This is a genomic window from Geobacillus sp. CCR (genome assembly GCF_052906625.1).
In genome coordinates this window covers 47,430-69,062 of record NZ_JBREBQ010000010.1, presented here as the reverse complement: position 1 = coordinate 69,062, position 21,633 = coordinate 47,430, and the positions used below count along the sequence as shown (strand labels likewise).

Annotated in this window: 20 protein-coding genes; 3 read left to right on the top strand and 17 right to left on the bottom strand. The window is 54.9% G+C overall.

Annotated features, from left to right (window positions below; translation table 11 throughout):
* Window positions 1-369: 369 nt before the first annotated feature.
* Window positions 370-1,554, top strand: coding sequence for a CaiB/BaiF CoA transferase family protein (locus tag ACVBDQ_RS07240; protein ID WP_047757545.1), 1,185 nt, complete (start codon window positions 370-372; stop codon window positions 1,552-1,554).
* Between the two features lie 107 nt (window positions 1,555-1,661).
* Complete coding sequence (locus ACVBDQ_RS07235) at window positions 1,662-2,861, top strand: acyl-CoA dehydrogenase family protein (RefSeq protein ID WP_047757544.1); 1,200 nt, start codon at window positions 1,662-1,664, stop codon at window positions 2,859-2,861.
* 84 nt (window positions 2,862-2,945) lie between these two features.
* Here ACVBDQ_RS07235 and ACVBDQ_RS07230 read toward each other — a convergent pair whose 3' ends face one another.
* From ACVBDQ_RS07230 to ACVBDQ_RS07195, 8 genes are all read right to left on the bottom strand, one after another.
* Window positions 2,946-3,263, bottom strand: coding sequence for a DUF3870 domain-containing protein (locus ACVBDQ_RS07230; protein WP_011229948.1), 318 nt, complete (start codon window positions 3,261-3,263; stop codon window positions 2,946-2,948).
* A 151-nt stretch (window positions 3,264-3,414) separates the two neighbouring features.
* A complete protein-coding gene (locus tag ACVBDQ_RS07225) occupies window positions 3,415-6,027 on the bottom strand; it encodes a DUF2309 domain-containing protein (protein ID WP_047757543.1) in 2,613 nt (870 codons plus the stop codon).
* On the bottom strand, window positions 6,020-7,525 hold the full coding sequence (locus ACVBDQ_RS07220; protein WP_110107425.1) for an NADH dehydrogenase subunit 5: 1,506 nt from the start codon (window positions 7,523-7,525) through the stop codon (window positions 6,020-6,022). Before ACVBDQ_RS07220 ends, ACVBDQ_RS07225 begins: the two co-directional genes overlap by 8 nt.
* A 333-nt stretch (window positions 7,526-7,858) precedes the next feature.
* The gene (locus tag ACVBDQ_RS07215; protein WP_011229945.1) at window positions 7,859-8,227 is read right to left on the bottom strand and encodes a DUF2294 domain-containing protein; all 369 of its coding nucleotides are present in this window, start codon (window positions 8,225-8,227) and stop codon (window positions 7,859-7,861) included.
* Window positions 8,228-8,658: 431 nt separating this feature from the next.
* Complete coding sequence (locus ACVBDQ_RS07210) at window positions 8,659-10,365, bottom strand: ABC-ATPase domain-containing protein (RefSeq protein WP_110107427.1); 1,707 nt, start codon at window positions 10,363-10,365, stop codon at window positions 8,659-8,661.
* Window positions 10,366-10,614: 249 nt separating this feature from the next.
* On the bottom strand, window positions 10,615-11,403 hold the full coding sequence (locus ACVBDQ_RS07205) for a MerR family transcriptional regulator (RefSeq protein ID WP_014194904.1): 789 nt from the start codon (window positions 11,401-11,403) through the stop codon (window positions 10,615-10,617).
* A 112-nt stretch (window positions 11,404-11,515) separates the two neighbouring features.
* Window positions 11,516-11,800, bottom strand: a complete 285-nt coding sequence (locus tag ACVBDQ_RS07200) for a hypothetical protein (protein ID WP_011229941.1) — start codon at window positions 11,798-11,800, stop codon at window positions 11,516-11,518.
* Window positions 11,801-11,880: 80 nt separating this feature from the next.
* Complete coding sequence (locus ACVBDQ_RS07195) at window positions 11,881-13,338, bottom strand: protein adenylyltransferase SelO (protein ID WP_446663122.1); 1,458 nt, start codon at window positions 13,336-13,338, stop codon at window positions 11,881-11,883.
* Window positions 13,339-13,531: 193 nt separating this feature from the next.
* Here ACVBDQ_RS07195 and ACVBDQ_RS07190 point away from each other — a divergent pair, with 193 nt between their 5' ends.
* Window positions 13,532-14,032: a hypothetical protein gene (locus ACVBDQ_RS07190; RefSeq protein WP_020279779.1), complete on the top strand. Its 501-nt coding sequence runs from the start codon at window positions 13,532-13,534 to the stop codon at window positions 14,030-14,032.
* Window positions 14,033-14,224: 192 nt separating this feature from the next.
* On the opposite strand, the gene ACVBDQ_RS07185 is transcribed toward ACVBDQ_RS07190, so the two are convergent.
* From ACVBDQ_RS07185 to pdaA, 9 genes are all read right to left on the bottom strand, one after another.
* On the bottom strand, window positions 14,225-14,857 hold the full coding sequence (locus ACVBDQ_RS07185) for a response regulator transcription factor (protein ID WP_013146334.1): 633 nt from the start codon (window positions 14,855-14,857) through the stop codon (window positions 14,225-14,227).
* A complete protein-coding gene (locus ACVBDQ_RS07180; RefSeq protein WP_047757541.1) occupies window positions 14,850-15,884 on the bottom strand; it encodes a sensor histidine kinase in 1,035 nt (344 codons plus the stop codon). Before ACVBDQ_RS07180 ends, ACVBDQ_RS07185 begins: the two co-directional genes overlap by 8 nt.
* On the bottom strand, window positions 15,881-16,612 hold the full coding sequence (gene liaF / locus ACVBDQ_RS07175) for a cell wall-active antibiotics response protein LiaF (protein WP_020279776.1): 732 nt from the start codon (window positions 16,610-16,612) through the stop codon (window positions 15,881-15,883). The genes ACVBDQ_RS07180 and liaF overlap by 4 nt, the downstream gene beginning before the upstream one ends.
* A 64-nt stretch (window positions 16,613-16,676) precedes the next feature.
* The gene (locus ACVBDQ_RS07170; RefSeq protein WP_011229935.1) at window positions 16,677-17,300 is read right to left on the bottom strand and encodes a PspA/IM30 family protein; all 624 of its coding nucleotides are present in this window, start codon (window positions 17,298-17,300) and stop codon (window positions 16,677-16,679) included.
* Window positions 17,301-17,327: 27 nt separating this feature from the next.
* Window positions 17,328-17,687 carry a lmo0954 family membrane protein gene (locus ACVBDQ_RS07165; protein ID WP_011229934.1) on the bottom strand — a complete coding sequence of 120 codons (360 nt, stop codon included), beginning with the start codon at window positions 17,685-17,687 and terminating at the stop codon, window positions 17,328-17,330.
* Between the two features lie 291 nt (window positions 17,688-17,978).
* On the bottom strand, window positions 17,979-18,167 hold the full coding sequence (locus tag ACVBDQ_RS07160; RefSeq protein WP_352512494.1) for a hypothetical protein: 189 nt from the start codon (window positions 18,165-18,167) through the stop codon (window positions 17,979-17,981).
* A 162-nt stretch (window positions 18,168-18,329) separates the two neighbouring features.
* Window positions 18,330-19,733 (bottom strand): 23S rRNA (uracil(1939)-C(5))-methyltransferase RlmD, encoded by a 1,404-nt coding sequence (rlmD, locus tag ACVBDQ_RS07155; RefSeq protein WP_020279474.1) that lies wholly within the window; start codon window positions 19,731-19,733, stop codon window positions 18,330-18,332.
* The gene (locus ACVBDQ_RS07150) at window positions 19,730-20,596 is read right to left on the bottom strand and encodes a DNA-3-methyladenine glycosylase family protein (RefSeq protein ID WP_014194896.1); all 867 of its coding nucleotides are present in this window, start codon (window positions 20,594-20,596) and stop codon (window positions 19,730-19,732) included. Before ACVBDQ_RS07150 ends, rlmD begins: the two co-directional genes overlap by 4 nt.
* A 178-nt stretch (window positions 20,597-20,774) precedes the next feature.
* A complete protein-coding gene (pdaA, locus tag ACVBDQ_RS07145; protein ID WP_047757539.1) occupies window positions 20,775-21,566 on the bottom strand; it encodes a delta-lactam-biosynthetic de-N-acetylase in 792 nt (263 codons plus the stop codon).
* Window positions 21,567-21,633 lie beyond the last annotated feature (67 nt).

The window sequence follows — 21,633 nt, the reverse complement described above, 5'->3', positions numbered from 1 at the left end:
TTTTCATTCATTTGTATCGAAGAGCTATTCACGCGGCTACGTGCATCTTCTCCTCGCCAGCCGGCTTTCGCTGGCGAATTTCTTGTTCGACTATTTACAATTATCAAACAAATCACTATAATAAACGTATAAGCCGTCTCCTGCCAGCTTGGCCGCTTGTGCAGACCGGACGGCCCCTGCCATCTGTCCGATAGCCCCGTTGCCTGACAGGCAGCGTTGGCAGCTTTTATGCATCGACCACAAAAAGAACTGTACGGCCTGACGGCATCTCCGCGCCGGAATGCCTTCTCAGTCCGTTCAAGCCGGTTCCTATCTTGCACGCTGTATAGGAACCGGCTTTTTGCATGTAAACAGAAAGGAGGGAAATCGATGCCAGGAGCGCTCGATGGCGTGCGCGTGCTCGACTTGTCGCGCGTGTTGGCTGGTCCGTATGCGACGATGATTTTAGGCGATTTAGGCGCTGATGTCATCAAAGTCGAAGCGCCCGGGGGGTCGGATGACACCCGGTTTTGGGGGCCGCCGTTCCAAAACGGCATGAGCGCTTACTATACCGCCGTCAATCGAAACAAACGAAGCATCACCGTCAATTTAAAATCGGCAGAAGGACAAGAGACGATTCGCCGCCTCGCCGAAACAGCTGATGTCCTCATTCACAATTTTAAGACCGGAACGATGGAACAGTGGGAACTTGGCTATGAATCGTTGTCACGCCTCAACCCACGTCTCATCTACTGCTCCATCACCGGGTTTGGCGAGACAGGACCACTCGCTCCATTAGCCGGCTACGACTATATCATTCAGGCAATGAGCGGCTGGATGAGCATTAACGGCACTGCGGACACCGGCCCGCTCAAAGTCGGCGTCGCCGTCACGGATGTGTTCACCGGCCTGTATGCCGCCATCGCGATCGAAGCGGCGCTTTTGGCCCGCGAGAAAACGGGGCGCGGGCAAAAAATTGATCTCGCACTGTTTGACTGCGCCGTGAGTGCGCTTGTCAATGTCGCCGCCAATTATTTGTTATCCGGCGACGTCCCGAAGCCGCTCGGCAATGAACACCCGAACATCGTGCCATACTCAACGTACATGGCAAGCGACGGTCCGATCGTCATCGCCGTCGGCAATGACCGACAATTTCAAGCGCTTTGCTCGTTGTTGTCCGATCACTCGCTTGGAACCGATCCGCGCTTTCAAACCAATCCCGGCCGAGTCGCCCATCGCGAAGAGCTAAACCGGCGGCTGAACGAGGAAATCAAGCGGCGGACGCGGGCCGAGTGGCAGCGCCTTCTCGCCGAGAAAGGCATTCCATGCGGACCGGTGCAGACGCTCGATGAACTGTTCCGCCATCCGCAAACGGCGGCGCGCAAGATGACAGTCACGGTGCACCATCCAATCGTCGGTCCGTTAACGCTTGTCGCCAGCCCACTGAAACTGTCTGACACGCCGGTGTCTTATCGGCTGCCGCCCCCGCTGGCCGGCGAGCATAACCGCGAGGTCGAAGCTGGATGGCAAGGCAAACCGGCCGCTGAAAACGGTCCGTACGACAAAAACCAATGAATAAACCGTTGTTCTCCTCAACCGCTTCAGCGCCCGCTGAAACAAGGGAAACGAACGTTGACACGAAAACCATGAAAAACAAACAGTTGCATAGGGGGATGGAAACGATGATGAACTTCGACTTTACACCCGAACAAGAAATGCTGCGGCAAACGGTGCGCAAATTCGTCGATAAAGAAATTATGCCTTATATCAAAGAATGGGATGAGCGCGGCGAATTTGACCGCAACATTTTCAAGCGGCTCGCTGAGCTCAATTTAATGGGCATCTGCATTCCCGAAAAATATGGCGGCATGGGCATGGATTACAACTCGCTTGCCATCGTCTGCGAAGAGCTCGAACGCGGCGATACGGCGTTTCGCACCGCCGTATCGGTTCACACCGGGCTGAACAGTTTGACGCTCCTTCAGTGGGGAACTGAAGAACAAAAGCAAAAATATCTCGTCCCACAAGCGCGCGGGGAAAAAATCGGCGCATTCGGCCTGACCGAACCGAATGCCGGCTCAGACGTCGCTTCCATCCAGACGACAGCCGTCCGCGACGGAGATGACTACATTTTAAACGGACAAAAAACATGGATTTCCCTCGCTGACATCGCTGACCATTTTCTCGTATTCGCCTATACGGACAAATCGAAAAAGCACCGCGGCATTTCCGCCTTTATCGTCGAACGGACGATGCCCGGCTTTTCGTCGCGCCCGATTAAAGGGAAACTTGGCATCCGCTCTGGCAATACGGGCGAGCTGTTTTTTGACAACGTCCGCGTCCCGAAAGAAAACTTGCTCGGGGAAGAAGGCGAAGGATTCAAAATCGCCATGTCAGCGCTTGACAACGGCCGCTTCACCGTCGCCGCCGGCGCGGTCGGCCTCATTATGGCATGTCTTGAGGCGAGCGTGAAATACTGCCACGAACGAAAAACATTCGGCAAAGAAATCGGCCGCCATCAGCTCGTCCAGCAAATGATCGCCCGCATGGAAGCTGGTTTGCAAATCAGCCGCCTGCTCGTTTACAAAGTCGGCTTTCTCAAAAACGAAGGCCGGCGTTGCACGAGAGAAACATCGCTCGCCAAATGGATCGCCTGCGACTACGCGAACCAGGCGGCCGACGATGCCGTGCAAATCCATGGCGCCTACGGCTATTCGAACGAATACCCGGTCGAGCGCTACTTGCGCAACTCGAAAGCGCCGGTCATTTACGAAGGAACACGGGAAATTCATACGATCATGCAGGCCGAATATGTGCTCGGTTACCGCCAAGACAAACCGCTGCGCAAAACGCTGCCGGCATGGCGGCCGGCTGAAAACTGAATCACCAACGAAATCATGGGCGGCCAAGCCGCTGACCCGCACCAAAACGCCGCTGCCCCCCATCAACCGATGAGGGGCAGCGGCTTATGGCTCTTTCTCCTCCATTTTGCAATATTGTTTGTACAAATCTTTTAGCGCCGCGCACAGAGCAGAATGGGCTTTCCCTAAATACCCTTCGTCAAGCTCGGCGAGCAGACCGTCGATGCCATCGCGCAGCGAATGGCCGCGAAGCAGGCGGGCCACGTAATCGCGCCCATGTTCAGTAGCCAGTGTGCATGATGCCTCCACGATCACCCCGTATTTTTTATCAATTTCCGCTGTGATCGTCAGCGTATCGTAAAGGCTTTTCGCCGCCATTCCGGCCGGCAGCCGCGCATGACCGGCGATAAACTGCGTTTTCATCCGCTTTCCCTCTTTCCTCGTCTTTCCTGTTGCTGTTATACCAGCTGCTATCTTATTTCGCGGCGTGCATCCATTTTCCCTGCCTCATTTGGCAGTCAACGAAAAAAAGCCGCCGGCCAGACAAACCCGGCAAGCGGCATATCGTTGCTTTTTAGCGCTGCTGTACCGACGCAAGACGGCCTGCCTCCCAGTTCACCCACGCCCCGCTGTCTGGGTCAATCGAGGCGAGACGGAGCCAGCCGTTTTGGACTTTGCGCCGAAATTCGCTGTTTTCATCGAGCAACCGCTCGATATAGGAAAACGGCGCTTCAATGATGACGAGCAACCGAAGCGGAGAGTGGAACCACTCACGGTCAGATGCGGCGACGGACTGCCACGGCAAGCCGGCTAGCAAGTCGCTTCCGTTCCCTTGCATGACGCCGATGCCGCCGGTCACCGTCTGGGTCGTTTTGTCGCCGCTTCCATAGTAATTCGGTGCCACTGTCGAAGCATAATATTGCAAGTTGATCCACTGCCCAACCGTGGCCGGCCCAGCGATGATGCCGGCCAGCGCCTCACCGGTCGGATCTTCGCGCCAATCGTAGCTGTGCAAAAACACCCGGCCGTCTAAATGAACGCCCTTTGTCAACGCCCGCCGCCCAATCAGGAAAGCGGCGTTCCCCGCCAATCCCCACTCCGGACGAATTTCACTCCAGTCGACGGCGCGGCGTCGGGCTTCGGCAACCGGATCGCGCGGCATGGCGCCGACATGCGGCAGCTTCGCCATCCGCTCAGCATTGGCTTGGCGGCTGACGCCGGCAAGCGCCTGTTTCAGCTGTCGAAACGCCGCCTCAGCCGCTTCGGACAACGGCGGCACTTCCACCCAACGCAACTCGTCAACGGTCGTGATATGTTCAGCGGCGACGAACACTGTCTCATCCGGGATGACGATTCCCTCTTTCGCCAATCCATCCCGCACGTGCGGCAAGTTGGCCAACGCGGCGAATACGCGGGCGTTGAACGCCCCAGCCGCGCCGCCGCACGCCCCGCAATCGAGCGCGGACGCATACGGGTTATTTGTCGTCTCGCTCTCATGGCCGCAGACGACGACAAGCGGGGCAAATGAAGACGTCAGGCCGATGTTCACGAGAAGCTGTTTTACGTATTGCACTTGCTCTTCTTTTGTCAACCCGATCGGCAGCCCAGTCGTTTCGTCATGCCCTTGGCAATCAAGCGACAGCGTCGTCTTCGGTTTTTGTTGCGCCGACATTTCCGCCTGATGAATGACTTGCCCAGCCCAAGCCGGCGCTGCGCTGCGGGCGATCGTATGCAAACCAAGCCAAGGGCCGCTCATTTCCGGAAGCAGCAAACCAGCCAGCAGATGCTGCTTGATTTTTTTAAACGTCCGGCCGACAAAGCGGAACAGATCGCGCCGCCGGCGGTACGGCGCCGCCGTTTCGGGAGAAGCGGTTTCGTTGATTTCATGCCGCGGCGCGACGATCGCCGGGCAAGACGGATGGGCGTCATCGCCGTCAAGCACGCGCGTTTGGATCGGCAAGCCGAAAAAGCCAGCGCAACCGTACGTTTCAAACGGGCCGACCGCCTCTACATGACGGCGGAACGGCTCGGAGCGCACATCAATGCAAAACAATAGCTGCGCTGCCGCCTGCTCTTTTGGCTCCTCAGGTTGACGGGTGAGAACCGCTTCTTTCAGCTTCGCTTCATACGTATCTTCCCACGCCTCAAGCCAAAGATGGCGGCGGCCAATTCGCCAGAACCGATCGGCGAACACCAGACGAGCTTGGCGGTCTTCGAGCGGAAGGCGCCGCCAGTCGTCCAGCGTCATGCCGCCCCAGTGGATCCAGGCGGCCAACAGCGGCCCAACCGCACGATCGTCTTCGTTTTCTTCCTCCTTCAGCGGCAGATGGGGCGCTGTGAACACCCACTCCAGCGACAAACGAACGGCCAAGTAGTTGATCAGCCCGCCGATTTCGTCACCTGCACGGCGCGATTGCCAGACCATCATCCCCGCCCAGCCGGGCAGAGCTAATAAATGCGCTTCTAAATAGGCCACGGCTTCCTCATCCTGCACCCCAAGCTGCTCAAGCGCCCGTTGCAGCGCCTCCTCTGGATGGTGAGGCCAATCGAAAAGCCGTTTCCGCTCCTCCTTGGACAAGGACGGATCAAGAGGCGCCAAACGACGCCAAGACCCGTAAAAGCCGTGTTCACGATGCGGCAGCGCCCACACCGCCTCTCCCCGATCGTAAAACAGCTTGCACCATTTGATCATTTGTTGATCCAACCGCTTTTCCAAACCAAGGCGCACAGACCGCGTGCGGATGGAAACAGAGCGCAGCGGCATAGCGGCGGCCAACTCGATCAGTTTCGGCATCTGAAGCGCTTCTTCGGGCACCGCATCGTTCCAAAGGAGGGCGCGGCATAGCCGTTCCGCTTCATGGCGCGGCGCAGGAAGCGGCTCGTCATCCAACCATCGTTGCAGACGCCGCTCGATGAAGGAAACGTCAATCTCCCCTTTGGATAGCGCCGCATGAAAAACGGCCATTGGCGGATACAAGTCGATGCCGTAAGCTTCTTGCAGTCGGTCAGCCGCGTCGACAAACGACTTGTTTTCCATCCCCATCCACGGATGGCGGGCGATAAACGCGGAAATCGGCCAAAGCGGAGCGATCACCTTCGCCGCTTCGCTGACGATCGCCTCGAGCGGACAAGCGGCTGCTTTTTTTGCCTCCGTTGACCGTTCAAGTGATATGACGCTTCTACTCATGAGCCATCCCCTCCTTTAGATAGGACGCCAAATAACGCGGGTGTGCTTCGGTCGCCGCCGGACGCGGTTCACCAAGGTGAACAAGCCACATGTACAGCTGAATGGCAAGCATGGAACTGCGCCGGTTCGCGATCCATACAGCAACCAGCGCCGCGGCAACAAACAGAGCGCAGACAAGCCATTCGAACGAAGCGGGCGGCAGAAACGCGGACGGCATCCCGTTATGAAGCAGCGCCATAAATTGATGGCGCACCGTTTCGGACGCCAACGCCAAAGCAACGACAACCGCAAAGCCCAGCCAACGGCCTTCGCGAAAATCCGTAAGCCGTCCCCAGGCAACCGTTGCCGAGGCCGCAAGCAAAAGCGCGCTCAACAACCGGGCCGGTTCGTGCGGAGCCGCCTGCCAAAAGCCCCACCCAAACAGCACGCCGAGGATGATGCCGCCCGGCCACGAACTGCCTGTTTTTCGTAATCCTGCCCGACCGACTCGCGGCACGACGGACCCGGACTGCAAAAAGAGCGTCGCTTTAAACAACCCGTGCAACACTAAATGCACTACTGCGGCCCCGTAAGCGCCCAGGGCGCATTGCACAAGCATGACGCCCATTTGCGCCATCGTCGAACCGACGAGCTGGCGCTTATAGTCAACATGAACAAAGCTAACGCCCGTGCCAATCAAAATCGAGGCAAAAGCGATCAGAAACAGCGCCACATGCGCCCACGTTTCGTTAAAGAGCGGAGAAAAGCGCCAAAGCAAGAGCCCCCCAGCGTTGACAAGACCGGCATGCATCACCGCTGACACCGGCGTCGGCGTCACGGCTGATTCCATCAGCCAGCGATGAAACGGCCATTGCCCAGCTGGAATGACGGCAGCCAACATGAGCAATCCGCTCATCACCGCCCTTTCCCATAGAGCGAGACGAGCTAAACGTTCCGCCGACAACGCCGAGACGAGCGTCCATTCACCGACTCTCGCCCCAAGCCAAACAGCGGTGAGGGCCACAGCAATCCAACTTGCCAAAAACAGCATGCCCATCTGCCAGGCAACGAACTGAGCCGGCTCCCATTCTTTTTTCAACGCGGTCAACGCCACAAGCCCCACAAGCGGCAGCCCCCAGCACACTGCGATCAACCGCAAGTCGCCGGCCGCCCACGTGAGCGAAGCGGCAAATGACGTCCATGTCAAGAGCGAGAAATACAGCCGATAGCGGCGGTCGCCGTGCAAATAGCGAACCGCAAACCGTTGAATCGCCCAGCTGAGAAGCGAAATATAAACGGCGGACAGCCAGCTCGTCGCATCAAACCGCCATGGGCCGATGTCGACCGCGCCGCCGGCGCCGATCCATCCGAATAGCGCTGCCGCCCCCGGCAACAGCAACAGCCAAACGTGCACATGCACATATCGTTCCGACACGCGCGGAAACAGCCACACGATCGCACTTAGGAAAACGACCGCAATCGCCGCCAGCCATCCCCATGCGAACCATTCGTTCCCCATTGCCATCTCCTCCCCTCATCTGCTTGCACATCGTTCGAGAGAAAAAAGAAAAAACCGGCTATGTCAATCAGGCAAAACGGCCGAAAAAGGCCGTTCCATTGCCTATCGATTGCCCATAGCCGGTTTACCTTCAACCAATCATCGCTCGATTGTTTGAAGATCTCCCGTTCGTTGTCGCGCGGCAGGCGACGGTCGGTTTCCCTTCAACGAACCTAAGCCCACGTAGGTTTTTTGAAGGGCTCCCGACAGCATCGTCCACTATTTTATTCTATACTTACTATACAAAAGTTGTTTCAATTATACAATAACTTTGTTGATTTGTCATGGAAAAATTTATTTTGTCAACTGTTTCTCCAAATCGTTGAACAGCTTAAAGACAATAATCCGCTCACCCGTTCGGGTGCTTAAATCGGTATGAAAGCTTTTTACTTTTTCACCCGTGATTTCCAAAATCATCTTCTTCAAATCATCGACGCCCGATTCCACCAAACTCGTCCGCGACCGTTTCACCGCCAGCATCCCTTCCTTCGATTCACAAAGAGCGTACTCAGCAGGTGTCAAGATGCCATGCAGGGAAACGATAATCATATCACGCAAAATATCGGTTTTCACCGACACCGAGCCGCGGCCGAGAAAATCTTTTTCCCATTTCGTCAACGCTTTGCTGATTTCCGATTCCATCCAACCTTTTGACTTGTTCATGCCCTGATCCCCCTAACCAACCCGCGGCTTCCCGCCGCCATCCGCCACGTTGCACTGATAAACATTATTATAGCCGTAATTGGTGGATAGCGCTAGAGCAAAATGGGCAAGGCGCCGACAGAAAGCGGATTCATTCGCGTTTTGCCTGAGGCATGAGGCATCGTCTATTGGAACAAGAGCAGCGGCCCCGCACCGATCGCGCCTGGGTCGATACCGGCACACGGCCGCCCCTGTTGAAACAAGAGCGTCCGTTGTTCCGTTGGCCAGCAGGGAAAACAAACGCCCTTGCCTCACATCCTGCGGCCCTATTTTTTGTTGCAGCTGGGAAAAACAAAAACCAAGCCATTCCTCCTCCCCAATAACCCCGTAATCCAACCTGCACGGAAACGTCGCCAAGAAAAAGCAAACCGGCTTTCTCCTTTCCAAGCTGGCTACTGCTGGATACACCGGAGCGACCGCAGCCGGTTCAGCGCCGCCGCCAGCTCGAAGCGGCGCGGGCGAGCGAGTTCACCCGGATTCCCTTTTCGGAACGAAACTGAGCCTAGCCCTTGACGGTCCCATTGTTCTTCGATCGCATCAAGTAGTTGGCGGATGGTTTTCTTCCCGTCGAGCCATCCTTTTCGTTCCATATACAGCAGCGCCGCGGCAATCGCCCGAGTCTGGCTGTCATCGACCAGCTGCTCAAGCGCATAAAGCAATAGATCGGTTTGCCCGTACTGAATAACGTGCCGTCCGCGCGCGACGGCTTTTGCTTTTTTTCCTTTTTGGCTGTTCAAACTTTCGGGCAGGGGAATGCGCTCGCGAATGCGGCCGAACGACTCTCCGCCTTCCGCTTTCCGTCCCGACGGCATCTCTGCAGCGATCCGCTTCGCCTCCCCGGTCACATCAAACGGGACGTACTGCTCCATTTTGATCACGCAATCAGCGATATCCAAGTAATCCCCCAACCCGCCGACGACAAGAACCGTCGAAATGCCGTAATCGCGAAATAGTTGACGCGCCTTGTCGATATACGGCGTGATTGGTTCGGCTTCTTTCGCCACGAGCGCCTGCATGCGTCCATCGCGGATGAGCAAGTTCGTTGCGCTTGTATCTTCGTCAATCAAAAACGCCGATGCCCCCGCTTCAATCATTTCGATCATGCTCGCGGCCTGTGAGGTGCTGCCGCTCGCGTTTTCCGTCGAAAACTGCGTTGTCTCTTTGCCGTACGGCAACGCGCCAATGAGCGGCGAAATGTCAACACTGGCGACGCTCCGGCCGTCTTCGGCGCGAATTTTCACCGCCCCGCTGTCGGTGATGACAAACTCCCGCCCGTCGCCGGCGATATGGTCATACACGCCGTGCTCTAACGCCTGAAGCAGCGTCGATTTGCCGTGGTAGCCGCCGCCGACAATCAGCGTAATCCCTTTGCGGATGCCCATGCCTTTGATCGGTTCAGCGCGATGCGGAACGGGGATCGCAATCTCCAGCTCTGGCGGACTTTGAAACGGCACCGCTCCACGTTGCAGCGGCTTGTCGCTCACTCCGCTCTCCCGCGGCAAAACCGCACCGTTTTTGACAAACGCCACCAAACCATGCTCGCGCAAATAACGGCGAATGGCGTGCTGCTGATCGGCCAGCTCCACCGCCGGGCGGATGTCTTCTTCCCGAAGGCCGTACACCGCTCGCTCAATGACGGATGGAATTTGCTCGAAAAAGATGGCCTCGGCTTCTTTCGCCAAAATGCGCCGTCCATTCGCCGGCAAACCGACCGATAAACAAACCGTAATCGTCTCGTCAGCCACTTGCACCGCCGTTCGCTCGAGCACTTTTTGCCCCGGCGCATCAATCAAGACGAGTCCACTTTTTCCCGACCCGCGCGCCCGCAGCGGCCATTGCCGCAATTCGCGGTGGACGCGGCGCAAAAGCAAATCCTCACAGCGAGTGCGGCGCGGTTTCGTATCGGTCCACTCCGCTGCCAGCGCCGTTTTCGCCCGCGGCACGATCACCCGCACCTTGGACGGTTCGGCAAACGGATCGCCTTGCACATGGTCAATTGCAAGCGTAAACGTTGGGAACCGATACGTACCTTCGATCGCTTTATATGCCTTATAGCCTTTTTGGTCGATCGACCGCAGCCGTTGTCTCAGTGTTTCCATCCAACCATCCCTTTCTTTTTCCCTTGACTCCTACTTCTAACAGACACCTTTCAGAATTGGATCCAACTCCAAGAATGCCCAGCCATGCCTAATGGATTCTGCGTGACACTTCCATAGCAATGTTCAGTCCTTGCCTTTGTTCTAAAACGACCCCTATGCACCATTTTGATTGTACCGCAAACCCATCCTCTTCATCCATCACCAGCAAAAACAGCGGCCCGCCTATTCTTAGGGCGAGCCGCCTGCTGCCTAACGGTCTTTCATCCCCGTATAGATCCAAATCGCTTCTTTGAAAAACTCAGCCGCTCCCGGATGCACTTGGTCATAGTAAGCTTTGAACCGTTCGTCCTCGACATACAAACGCGCCAGTCCGGCATGCGCTTCCTTGGAATAATGATCCCACCAGAGGCCAAGCCACTGGCGGTGCAAATCCGCCGCCCGTTGCGCCGCCTCTCCGGCCGGGTTGCCATCTTGCATCGCTTCTTTCAATGCCTCAAGCACATCTTGACTGAGCCGTTCCGCTTCATCAAACTGTGCCTTCGTCATCTTCCGCAGTCTGTCGTTGGAACGATCGACCTGTTCATCGCCATACTTCTGGCGAATTTCTTCTCCATATTTCCGTTCGTTTTCTTCAATCAGCTGCTCCTTGAACGCAGCAAACTTTTCTTTGTCGCTCATCATGATTCCTCCTTCTTTAGCGGCAATCGTTTTTTCAACGCTCGCAATCAACGCATCCAGATGGCGTCTTTTTTCCAACAGCTGTTGGCGGTGCTCCCTTAGCGCTTTCAATTCATCAAAGGACGGGGAATGAATGATTTGTTTGATCGTTTCCAAATCGACGCCAAGTTCACGATAAAAGAGAATTTGCTGCAAACGATCGACTTCGCGCGGCCCGTACAGCCGATAACCGGCTTCGCTCCATCGCGCCGGCTTCAGCAAGCCAATCTCATCATAATATCGAAGCGTCCGACTCGTGATCCCCGCCAGTTTCGCCAGCTCATGCACCGTGTACTCCACTTCCCTCACCTCCCTATTCATGACGATACACCTTGACGCAACGTAAAAGTAAAGAGGAAAAAAGAAAAAAGGGCTCAAGCCCAGCCCCCCATTGAACAATCGCTGTTTCATTTGTTAAAAGCGATGCCTTTCATCAATTTTTCCTCGTTTCCTCGATATGCGGCATCTTCGTTATCACAATCGAATGGTTCAAATCGACGTTAGGCAACAGCTGTGGTTCGCTAGTTGTTTCCATCGCCCCTGCTTGTTTCACATGAGGAGAAAGCGGCTGATCAACCGAATCGCGGATGATGATACGCTGGCGAAACGACGCATATGGTTCTTTTGTTTTGTCCGTCTCAGCCAATTGCGAAGGAAAGACGGCATCACATACAAACAACATTCCCACCACGGCAAAGAGAAGAACACTTCGCTTCACTCACACCACCTCTATCCAAATTAGACGATGCAAAAGGTGATTCGTTTCTCCTTTGCCGCTAAACGAAAACGCCATCACCATTACGTCCCGCAAAACGTCCGGTACGGGCGGTCGGACGGCGGAGGCAGTTCCGCGTATTTCTCTTGTTCCGGCGAGTAGGCGTACGGGTCAGACAGCGCTTCAAGGAAACGCTCCATCACGCTGTAGTCGCCGTCATGGACCGCGGCGGCCAACGCCTCTTCAACCCGGTGGTTGCGCGGGATCACAGCTGGATTATGGCGGCGCATCCGCTCATACGCTTCTTCCCTTGACACCGATTCTTGGCTGAGCCTTGTCTGCCAGCGCTCCTGCCACTCCCGGAACTCAGCGGAATCAAACAGCGCCATTCCCGTATACTCGCCTAACGTCAACGCCCGGAACGTGTTCGTGTAATCAGCGCGATGCGCCTCCATCAGCCGCAATAAATCCGCAATGAGCTCCTGATCCCCTTCCTGCTCCTCGGCAAGGCCGAGCTTCGCCCGCATCCCGCTAAGCCAATGGTGGTGATACCGCTTCGGATACTCATCAAGCGCCCCTTGGGCAAGCGCGATCGCTTTTTCTTCATTCTCATCAAGCAACGGCAACAAGCTTTCCGCAAACCTTGCCAAATTCCAGCCCCCGATGTACGGCTGGTTTCCGTACGCATACCGCCCTTCCGTATCAATCGAACTGAACACCGTCTCCAGGCTGTATGTGTCCATAAACGCGCACGGCCCATAGTCGATCGTTTCCCCGCTGATCGTCATATTGTCCGTGTTCATCACCCCGTGGACAAAGCCGACAAGCTGCCATTTCGCGATCAGTTCCGCTTGGCGTTCGATCACTTGTTCAAGCAAAAACAAATAGCGGTTCTCAGCTTCCTCAAAGCCAGGAAAATGGCGCCAGAGCGCATAATCGGCCAGAGCGCGCAACTCCTCTATCGTCCCCCATTGCGCCGCGTATTGAAACGTCCCGACGCGCAGATGGCTCGAGGCGACACGGGTCAACACCGCCCCAGGCAATTCCGTTTCGCGCATAATGGTCTCTCCCGTTGTGACGACCGCAAGACTTCGCGTTGTCGGGATGCCAAGCGCGTGCATCGCCTCGCTCACAATGTACTCCCTCAGCATCGGCCCAAGCGCCGCCCGCCCATCGCCGCCGCGCGAATACGGCGTCCGGCCCGAGCCTTTCAGCTGGATGTCCACCCGCTCCCCGCTTGGGGTGACGTGCTCGCCCAGCAACACCGCCCGTCCGTCGCCAAGCATCGTAAAATAACCGAACTGATGCCCTGCATACGCCTGCGCCAGCGGCTCAGCTCCGCCTGGAATTTGGTTTCCACCGAACACAGCCACCCCATCTTCACTTCGCAACGCTTCCTCATTCAACCCAAGCTTGACTGCCAACGAACGATTGAGCACCGCAAGCTTCGGCGCGCGCACCGGCGTGGGGAGGACTTTGCCGAAAAAGCGCTCTGGCAGCCTTGCATAACTGTTGTCGAACTTCCATCCTGCGTCCAACATCGTCATCTCCTTTGCGGCCAAAACAGCCTTTTTATATGAGTTTATTGTACGGCAAAGCGGGCGGCATGATAAACCGAAAACGCGCGATCCTAAACCAAAAACCGAACCGTCAACGTTCGACGAAAACCACCATATTTTCTCTTTCTTTCTCGCCCCGTTTCTTTGTATAATACCTGTGAGGAGGTGAGAAAAAGTGGAAGAGAAAACAATCATTCAAGCGGTGCTTCAAGCGCTCGAACAGCATTCTGACAAAATTAGCTCGAAAATGCAGGAAATGGAGCAACGACTGCATCATGAAATGCAAACGATGGAACAGCGACTTCACCATGAAATGCAAACAATGGAGCAACGACTCCGCAGTGAAATGCAAGAGATGGGACAACAGCTCCGCAATGAAATGCAAGAGATGGGACAACAGCTCCGCAACGAGATGCAAGAAATGGGACAACAACTCCGCAGCGAGATGCAAGAAATGGGGCAACAGCTTCGGGCAGAAATCCACGCTGTTGAGACTCGGCTTGAGGCCAAAATCGACTCCCTTCGTGAGGAAATGCAACAGATGAACAGACAACTGAACGAACGAATCGACCACCTTGAAGAAGAATTAACAGATACTCAAGCCTCGGTCGAAGTGTTGACAACAAAAGTGCTCCACCACGACCGAAAACTTCGCCAACTGACCAAGCAAGCGTAACTCCTCTCAGTTAGCCAGCCATTTTCCCTGTCCACCGCACGTCAAAAACCGCTTCCGTTTCATCTTCCATGTTCATCTTGATGAAACGGAGCGGTTTTGGTGTTCACAGAACACCTACTCCCTATCAAAAAATGAATCGCGTTCGACATAGCATACTCTCAATGCATAGCGCTTGTGCCACTCACACGCTCCTCATTTCACCAAGCCATGCCGAAACGCGTAAATGACCGCTTGCGTCCGGTCTTGGACGCCGAGTTTGGCGAGGATGTTGCTTACATGCACTTTCACCGTTTTAAGTGAAATGAACAATTCATCGGCCATTTCTTGATTCGTTTTCCCTTGCGCCATCAACAAAAGCACTTCCATCTCCCGGCTCGTGAGCTGCTCATGCGGCAGGCGCTCTTCTTGTTTCCGATAGTTTCGCATCACTTTTCCGGCCACTTCCGGTTCGAACACCGATTGCCCGTGGAACGTGGCGCGAATGGCGTCGGCAATTTCGCTCGCTTTCGATGTTTTCAATAAATAGCTCGTCGCCCCTGCTTCAAGCGCGGCAAACACGTTTTCATCATCCAAAAAACTCGTCACGACAATGATTTTCGCCTCCGGCCACGCGCCGATGATTTCGCGCGTCGCCGCAATGCCGTCCATCGGTTCCATCACGAGGTCCATTAAAATGACATCCGGACGCAACTGGAGGGCGAGCTCCACCCCTTTTTTACCATCTTCCGCCTCGCCAATCACCTCCATATCTGGTTGGGCGGATAAATACGCCGACACGCCAAGTCGCACCATTTCATGATCATCGACAAGCAGTACCTTAATCACGGTCATCCCCCCTGTGCAAAAGCGGCACTTTCACTTCCAACCTCGTTCCTTGACCTTTTAAGCTGACAATTTTCAACATCCCACCGATTTCCGCCGCCCGCTCATACATGTGCTGCAACCCGTACGAGCCGCTTTTCGAACGTTCCACATCAAAGCCAACGCCATCGTCGGTGACGCGCAAAATGGCAAACCCGTCCCGTTCGATGAGCAATACTTCCAACGACTTCGCTTTCGCATGGCGCAGCGTGTTGGAAAGCGACTCTTGCAAAATGCGAAACAGATGATCTTCCACCCCTTTATCGAGCGGAACGTCTTCGATGTTCCATTTCATCTCGAGCGGCACTTTGCCCGCCAATTCCGTGAGCAGTTCGGTCATCCCTTCTTGAAGCGATTTGCCTTTCAGCTGCACCGGCCGCAAGTGCAGAAGCAGCGCCCGCATTTCCAATTGCGACTGGTGAATCATTTGCTCGACCATGGCCAATTGTTTGCGCTGCCGTTCATCATCCGGCGGCATCGTTTCCATAACGGCTGACATCATCATCGAAGCGGCGAACAATTGTTGGCTTACGGAATCATGCAGTTCCCGCGCCAGCCGCGTGCGTTCTTCGGAAAGAATGCGTTCAACGAGCCGTTCTTCCTGTTCGGCCTTTTCCGCCGCTAACTTTTGCACGCGTTTCGTTTGCGCGCGCCATTGCGCTTGCAGCTTCACGATTTGCCGCCAAAGCTCTTGCAGTTCCGGCGGCGGCTCTTCCCGATGCAACTCCCCCATCTCTCCTTGTTCAATGTGCCGAAGCGCCTGCACAACCGCTTGCCATTGCTGGCGAAAGAAGGAATCAAGCATAAGTCCAACAGCAATCCCCATACACAGGCTTACAGCGAACACAAACAACAAAAACGGCAACCCCATCACAGTTTGATCCCACAAAGACGACCACATTCCAGGCGGAAGGAAATAGAGAAAGGAAATGAGCAACGCCACAGCAAGCGCAAGCGCAAGCAAAACAGAAGCGAGCATCGGTCGGCTCATACGCGTGTCACCTCGACATTGCCAATGATCATCGAGGTGACGATTTTTAGCTTTTGCTCCGCTTGATCATACGAAGAAGTTTGATAAATGAGCGTCTCGTTGAACATTTTCTCCTGTTCCTTGCCAAACAGCGAGGCAACACCAAAAATGGCGGAATGAACGAGCCGTGTTTCAATTTCGTACGGAACGAGAATTCGAATGTTGCCGATCAACCCTCTCACGATAATGACCGCTTCCCCTTTCGGAAGCACAGTATAGCTGACATCAATGACCGTATCCCCGATCCCCGTTTGGATATTGACATCATTCCACTCATACACCCGTTCTGGGGTCGCTTGCCGGCCAACCCATACATTTTGAAACAGTGGTTGACGGCGCACGATTTCCTCTCCCCCATACGAGTTCTCAGCCATAGTCGGGCGGATCACCGTCGGATGCCGCTTCGACTGAAACAATTGCCAAAGGGCATAACCCAACAGCGCGACCATGACAAAACGAGCGGCCATCATCGTTAAGACATGAATGGCCAACATGATGCAGCCAAGCCAAAACAGCCATTTTCCTTTCCGCCGATGCCATTTTTTCCTTCCAACATAAATCAAACAGACCGATATACTTAACGAAAACAGCACGCCCGGGCGAAAAAACGAAATTTCGATTGCAAAAAGGAGCAGTGTCACCAAAACAACCCAACTGACATAGTCAGTTTTCTTCCGTTGATCAAGCATGTGGGGAGCCCCCTGTTGTCCAAAATGAAAAAGGCGTAACCATGTACGCCTTTAGCATATCCGGTTATTTTCCTTCCTGCAACTGCTTTTCCAGCTGAGCGATGCGCGCATCGATCGTGCTTCGGTAATAATCGGAACGAACTTGCCGCTCAAGGCGGTCAAGGTAGACTTCCGCATCAGCAAACGCCGCCAACGCCGGGCCGGCGTCCCCGTTGACCACCCGATGGATGCGGTAGTGCGCCCGAGCCGCATTCTCCCGCCCCATCAGCTCCATGCGCCGCATTTGCATATCTTTCAGCTTATGCTTCATTTCTTCATATTTCGCTTCTAACTCAAACAGCTCACGGCTCGCTTGCTCGAGCAGCTGTTTTAAGCGGGCCGCCCGCTCCGCGTATTGCGCTTGTTCGCGCCGCGCAAATTCGGCCAGCTCCATTTCCCCGGCTTGCGCCGCCACCTCCGCCTGCTTGCTTCGTTTTTCCACCATCTGTTCGGCTTCGCGATGTTCGCGGGCAAATTGCTCTTTCAGCACATATTGGCGCTCGAGCAGCTGCCGCACCCGCTCGACTTCCTGTTCACATTGGCGCAAATAGTGATTGAGAAGCGCGATCGGGTTTTTCTTTTCTTTTTCGTCAAGCCATTCATGGAGATCGGCTTCAATGATCGTTTTCAAACGTGAGAACACACTCATCATCGATTCGCTCCTTTTCCATTGATTTCATGAATAATGCTTTTGCAGCTCCGCCCATTGTTTTTCAAAGTTGACAAACGGGTCGTCTGCTTCTGGAACGACGCGCTCGTCTTTCACTCCATTCCATTTTTTATACACGACATACAACACATACGCCGCGACAAGCGCGATGAGCGCTGGCACATTCGAAGCGCTGACAACTAACGCTGCACAGCCAATCAATGCCCACACGATTTTCCCGAACGTCGACGGGGCTTTCAAACATTTCTTGAACGCATAGTACAGCACCGCCAGCGTGATTGCCAACCCGACAAGCGGCCCAAGATGAAACAGCAGCACAAGCAACGCCACCGCGCCGGCAACGAACAGCCCGATCTTTTTTGCCATCCTTTCGCCTCCTTTCGTCTTCCATCGTACCGCAGACAACCCGAATCCCATCATGTTCCAAAGATATATTTTGTCTACGACTCGAGGCGTATTTTTGCTAAGATATAATGCCTCAGCTTCCCTTTTGCTGAATTCGAAGCGGCCAGCGTCTTATTTTTCCAAATAAAAAAATCCCTTCTAACGGCGAGCCCTGTTAGAAGGAATTTCTTGTTGATGCAATAGGTGAGGCAAACGTTTCACTTGATGGCATGACCCTCCTCCACATCATGGCCATGATTGAAAAATGCGCGCTCAGCCTTGCTCTGGTTTTCTATGAGAATGTGCGCTCCTTGAGTTGCCATTTTCATGATGGAGGGAGAGCAAAAATTGCTCATGGACATCTGTATGTTCAAACAAAATAAAGGAAGTTCCGAATTTCTTAATGTTTTCTACCATGCCGGCATGATCAGGATGGAAGTGTGTCACGAACAGATATTTTATTGCCTCTGGCTTAATTCATTTTTCTCTCATTTCGATCTTTTTTCCTTGCTTTTCCAAGGGTTCCCCCACTTTTTCTCCCTCTCTTCTTTCTCCCAAAAAGGAGTGGAAGAACCCGATTTCATTTTCCATTGACACTCCACACGGCTGAAGACGTGTGGAGTGTCAAAATTGCAGCGTTAATTTCGCCACCGCTTCCACATGCGCCGTGTGCGGAAACATGTCCACCGGTTGGATGTAGTCGACGCGATATTGTGCAGCCAAGGCATCGAGATCGCGGGCGAGGCTGGACGGGTTGCATGAGACGTAGACGACTGTTTTCGGGCGGACGTGGAGAATCGTTTCAAGCAACGCCCGGTCGCAGCCGACGCGGGGCGGGTCGACGATGATGACGTCCGGCTTCCAGCCTTCGTTCACCCATTTTGGCAGCCAATATTCGGCTTTGCCGACGACATAGTGCGTGTTGGTGAACCCATGCTTTTTGGCGTTGTTTTGCGCGTCTTCGATCGCTTCCGGAATCGTGTCCATGCCGCGCACTTCTTTGGCATCGCGAGCAAGCCACAAACCGATCGTGCCGACGCCGCAGTAAGCGTCAACGATCCGCTCCGTTCCGGTGAGGGCGGCCGCTTTTTTCACTTCGTCGTACAATTTCACCGTCTGCAACGGGTTGAGCTGGAAAAAGGCGCGCGCCGACAGTTCAAACGACAAATCGCCGAGCGTTTCTTGAATGTATTCGTCGCCGGCGAGCACTTCTGTCTCGTCGCCGAAAATAAGCGACGTTTTTTCGCCGTTGATGTTTTGCACGATCGATTTCACTTCTGGAAGACGGCGGCGGATTTCCTCGATCAACAGCTCTTTGCGCGGAATGTCTTTTGTCGCTGTCACAAGCACAAGCTGGATGTCGCCGGTATGAAAGCCGACGCGGGCGACGATCGTCCGCACGACGCCCATTCTTGTCCGCTCGTTGTAAATCGGGATGTGCAAGTCTTGCAAAATCGTTTTCACGATGTTCGTGACGCGCGTCGTTTGCGGATGCTGGACGCGGCATTCCGATAAATCGATGAGCCGGTGGGAGTTGAGGCCGTACAGGCCGGCGAGCACCTTCCCTTCCTTCATTCCAACTTGAAACTGGCTTTTGTTTCGGTAATGCCACGGGTTGTCCATGCCGATCGTCGGGCGGATGTCAAGCTTGTCGACATCGAGGCGCCGGGCATGGCGGCGGAGCGCCTGGATGACAATGTCGCGCTTCGCCTCGAGCTGCGCCTCGTACGCCAAGTGCTGCAACTGGCAGCCGCCGCACTGGTCATAGAGCGGACAGGGCGGCTTGATGCGGTTTGGCGAGCGCTTGCGGATGCGCTTGATTTTCGCCTCGGCGTAGGTTGGGTGGATGTCCGTCGCCTCAACGATGACTTCTTCACCCGGCAAGGCGCCGGGGACGAAGACGACTTGTTTTTGGAAATAACCGACCCCTTCGCCGTTAATGCCGATCCGTTGAATCGTCACGGGAAATTGCTCGCCTTTTTTGATTTTGATGTTCATTTGTTGCTTTGCCATATCGGTCCCTCTCATTCAATGCTTCGCCATAAATAAAGCGCCGCATAGCTGGCGTACGGCTTCCATCGTTCGCCAAGCGCCGCCATCTCTTTTGTGGTCGGCCGCTTCGGAAGCCCGAACCATTTTTCGACCGCCCGCTGCAAACCGATATCCGCCGGCGGGAAGACGTTTGGGCGGCCGAGGCCGAAGAGGAGGAAATTTTGCACGGTCCACGGACCGATGCCGCGCACGGCGGTCAGCCTCTCCATCACCTCGCCGTCTTCCATCTGCTCGAGTTCATCAAGCCGCAGCTTCCCCTCGGCAATGAGGCGCGACACATTGACGATATATTCGGCTTTCCGCCCGCTCAGCTGCAAGGCGCGCAAGTCCTCGTACGAGCGGGCCGCGATCTCTTCTGGGCGCGGGTAAAACCAAACGCCGTCCCGCTCCTCGCCGAACGTTTTCACAAACCGCTCTGTGAGCCGATAGCCGACTTTGAGATGAAGCTGTTGGTGGATCAAACATTTGACGAGGCAAAAATACAAATCAAAATCAAGCACCAACGGCAGCCCCTCATAACGGGCAAACAGCGGCGCCAGCTCGGTCGCCTGAAAGTAGCCGTGCACCGAGGCAAGGGGCGTCCGCCATTGAAACAGATGAGAAATCCGTTCGATGATCTCCTGTTGCCGCTCGGGATGCGGCCCCGACACGATAAAGCGCGGGGCGTCTTTCGCGCCGATGCTTTCCACCACGACAGGCACCTTTACGTCATCGAGATGAAGCGGCACGGTGACGCGCTGCCGCTCTAGATCAACCGCCAGCAGCGGATCGAGCGCCAATCGCTCCAACGCATGCGCAAAATCGTACGGCGCGGGCACGGTAATCGTTTGCTTCCACATCGTTCTCACCTTTCTCATTTGTCCGTGCCCCTATTATAACGAAAAACGCCCCGTCGAACCAACTTGTTGGCAGGACGAGGCAGCGGCATATGGTTCGGTTGACAGAACGAGGCGGGTTTTCGAATGGTCCAACACACAACGTTTCGTACCACTTTTGCGCTCAAGTGATGAAAGCGGCTTATGGGCGAAACAGCCGCGGATGGAGGCCCATCTTTTTCACCATCAACTCATCTAAGCTGGCAAACGTATACCCTTGTTTGCGCAAGTCGTCGATCACCTTCGGCAGCGCTTCGGCATTGTCTTTGGACACGGAATGCAACAGCAAAATCGCCCCCGGATGGATTTGTTTCATGATTTGGTCGTAAGCATATTGCCAGCCGCGCTGGCGGTCAGTTTGCCAGTCGACGAACGCAAGCGACCAAAAGACGTGATAATAGCCAAGGTCGCGGGCGAGAGATAACGTCCGTTCGCTGAAAATGCCGCGCGGCGGGCGAAGGTACGCCATCCCTTTTTGCCCGGTCAATTCCTCGGTCTTTTCTTTTACTTTTTCCAGCTCTTCACGGAACCGCTCTTCGCTTGCCGCCGTCAAATCGGGATGGTGCCATGAATGGTTGCCGATGATATGCCCTTCCGCCGCCATCCGTTTGACTAAATCGGGCGCTGTTTGCAAATAATGACCAGTGACAAAAAAGGCGGCTGGCACATGTTTTTCCTTTAACACGTCCAAAATTTGCGCCGTATAGCCGTTTTCATACCCGTTGTCAAATGTTAAATAGATCGTTTTTTCGCTCGTGTCGCCTAAATAAAAGGCGTCATATTTGGCGAGCAGTTCATCGAGCTCTTTTCCCGCCGATGGGGGCTCGTGGTTTTCGCTTCTCTTAAATCCCCAATGGATCGGCGCATTGCTTATGGCAAAAGCAGGGGCGGGAAAAAGCGCGAGCGCTAAAACGAGAGAAATGAGCCATCTCATGCCTAGTTCCTCCTTGGCCGCCATCTTTTCCTCTTTCTTATTGTTTTCACCCCTGACCGCTTTACGC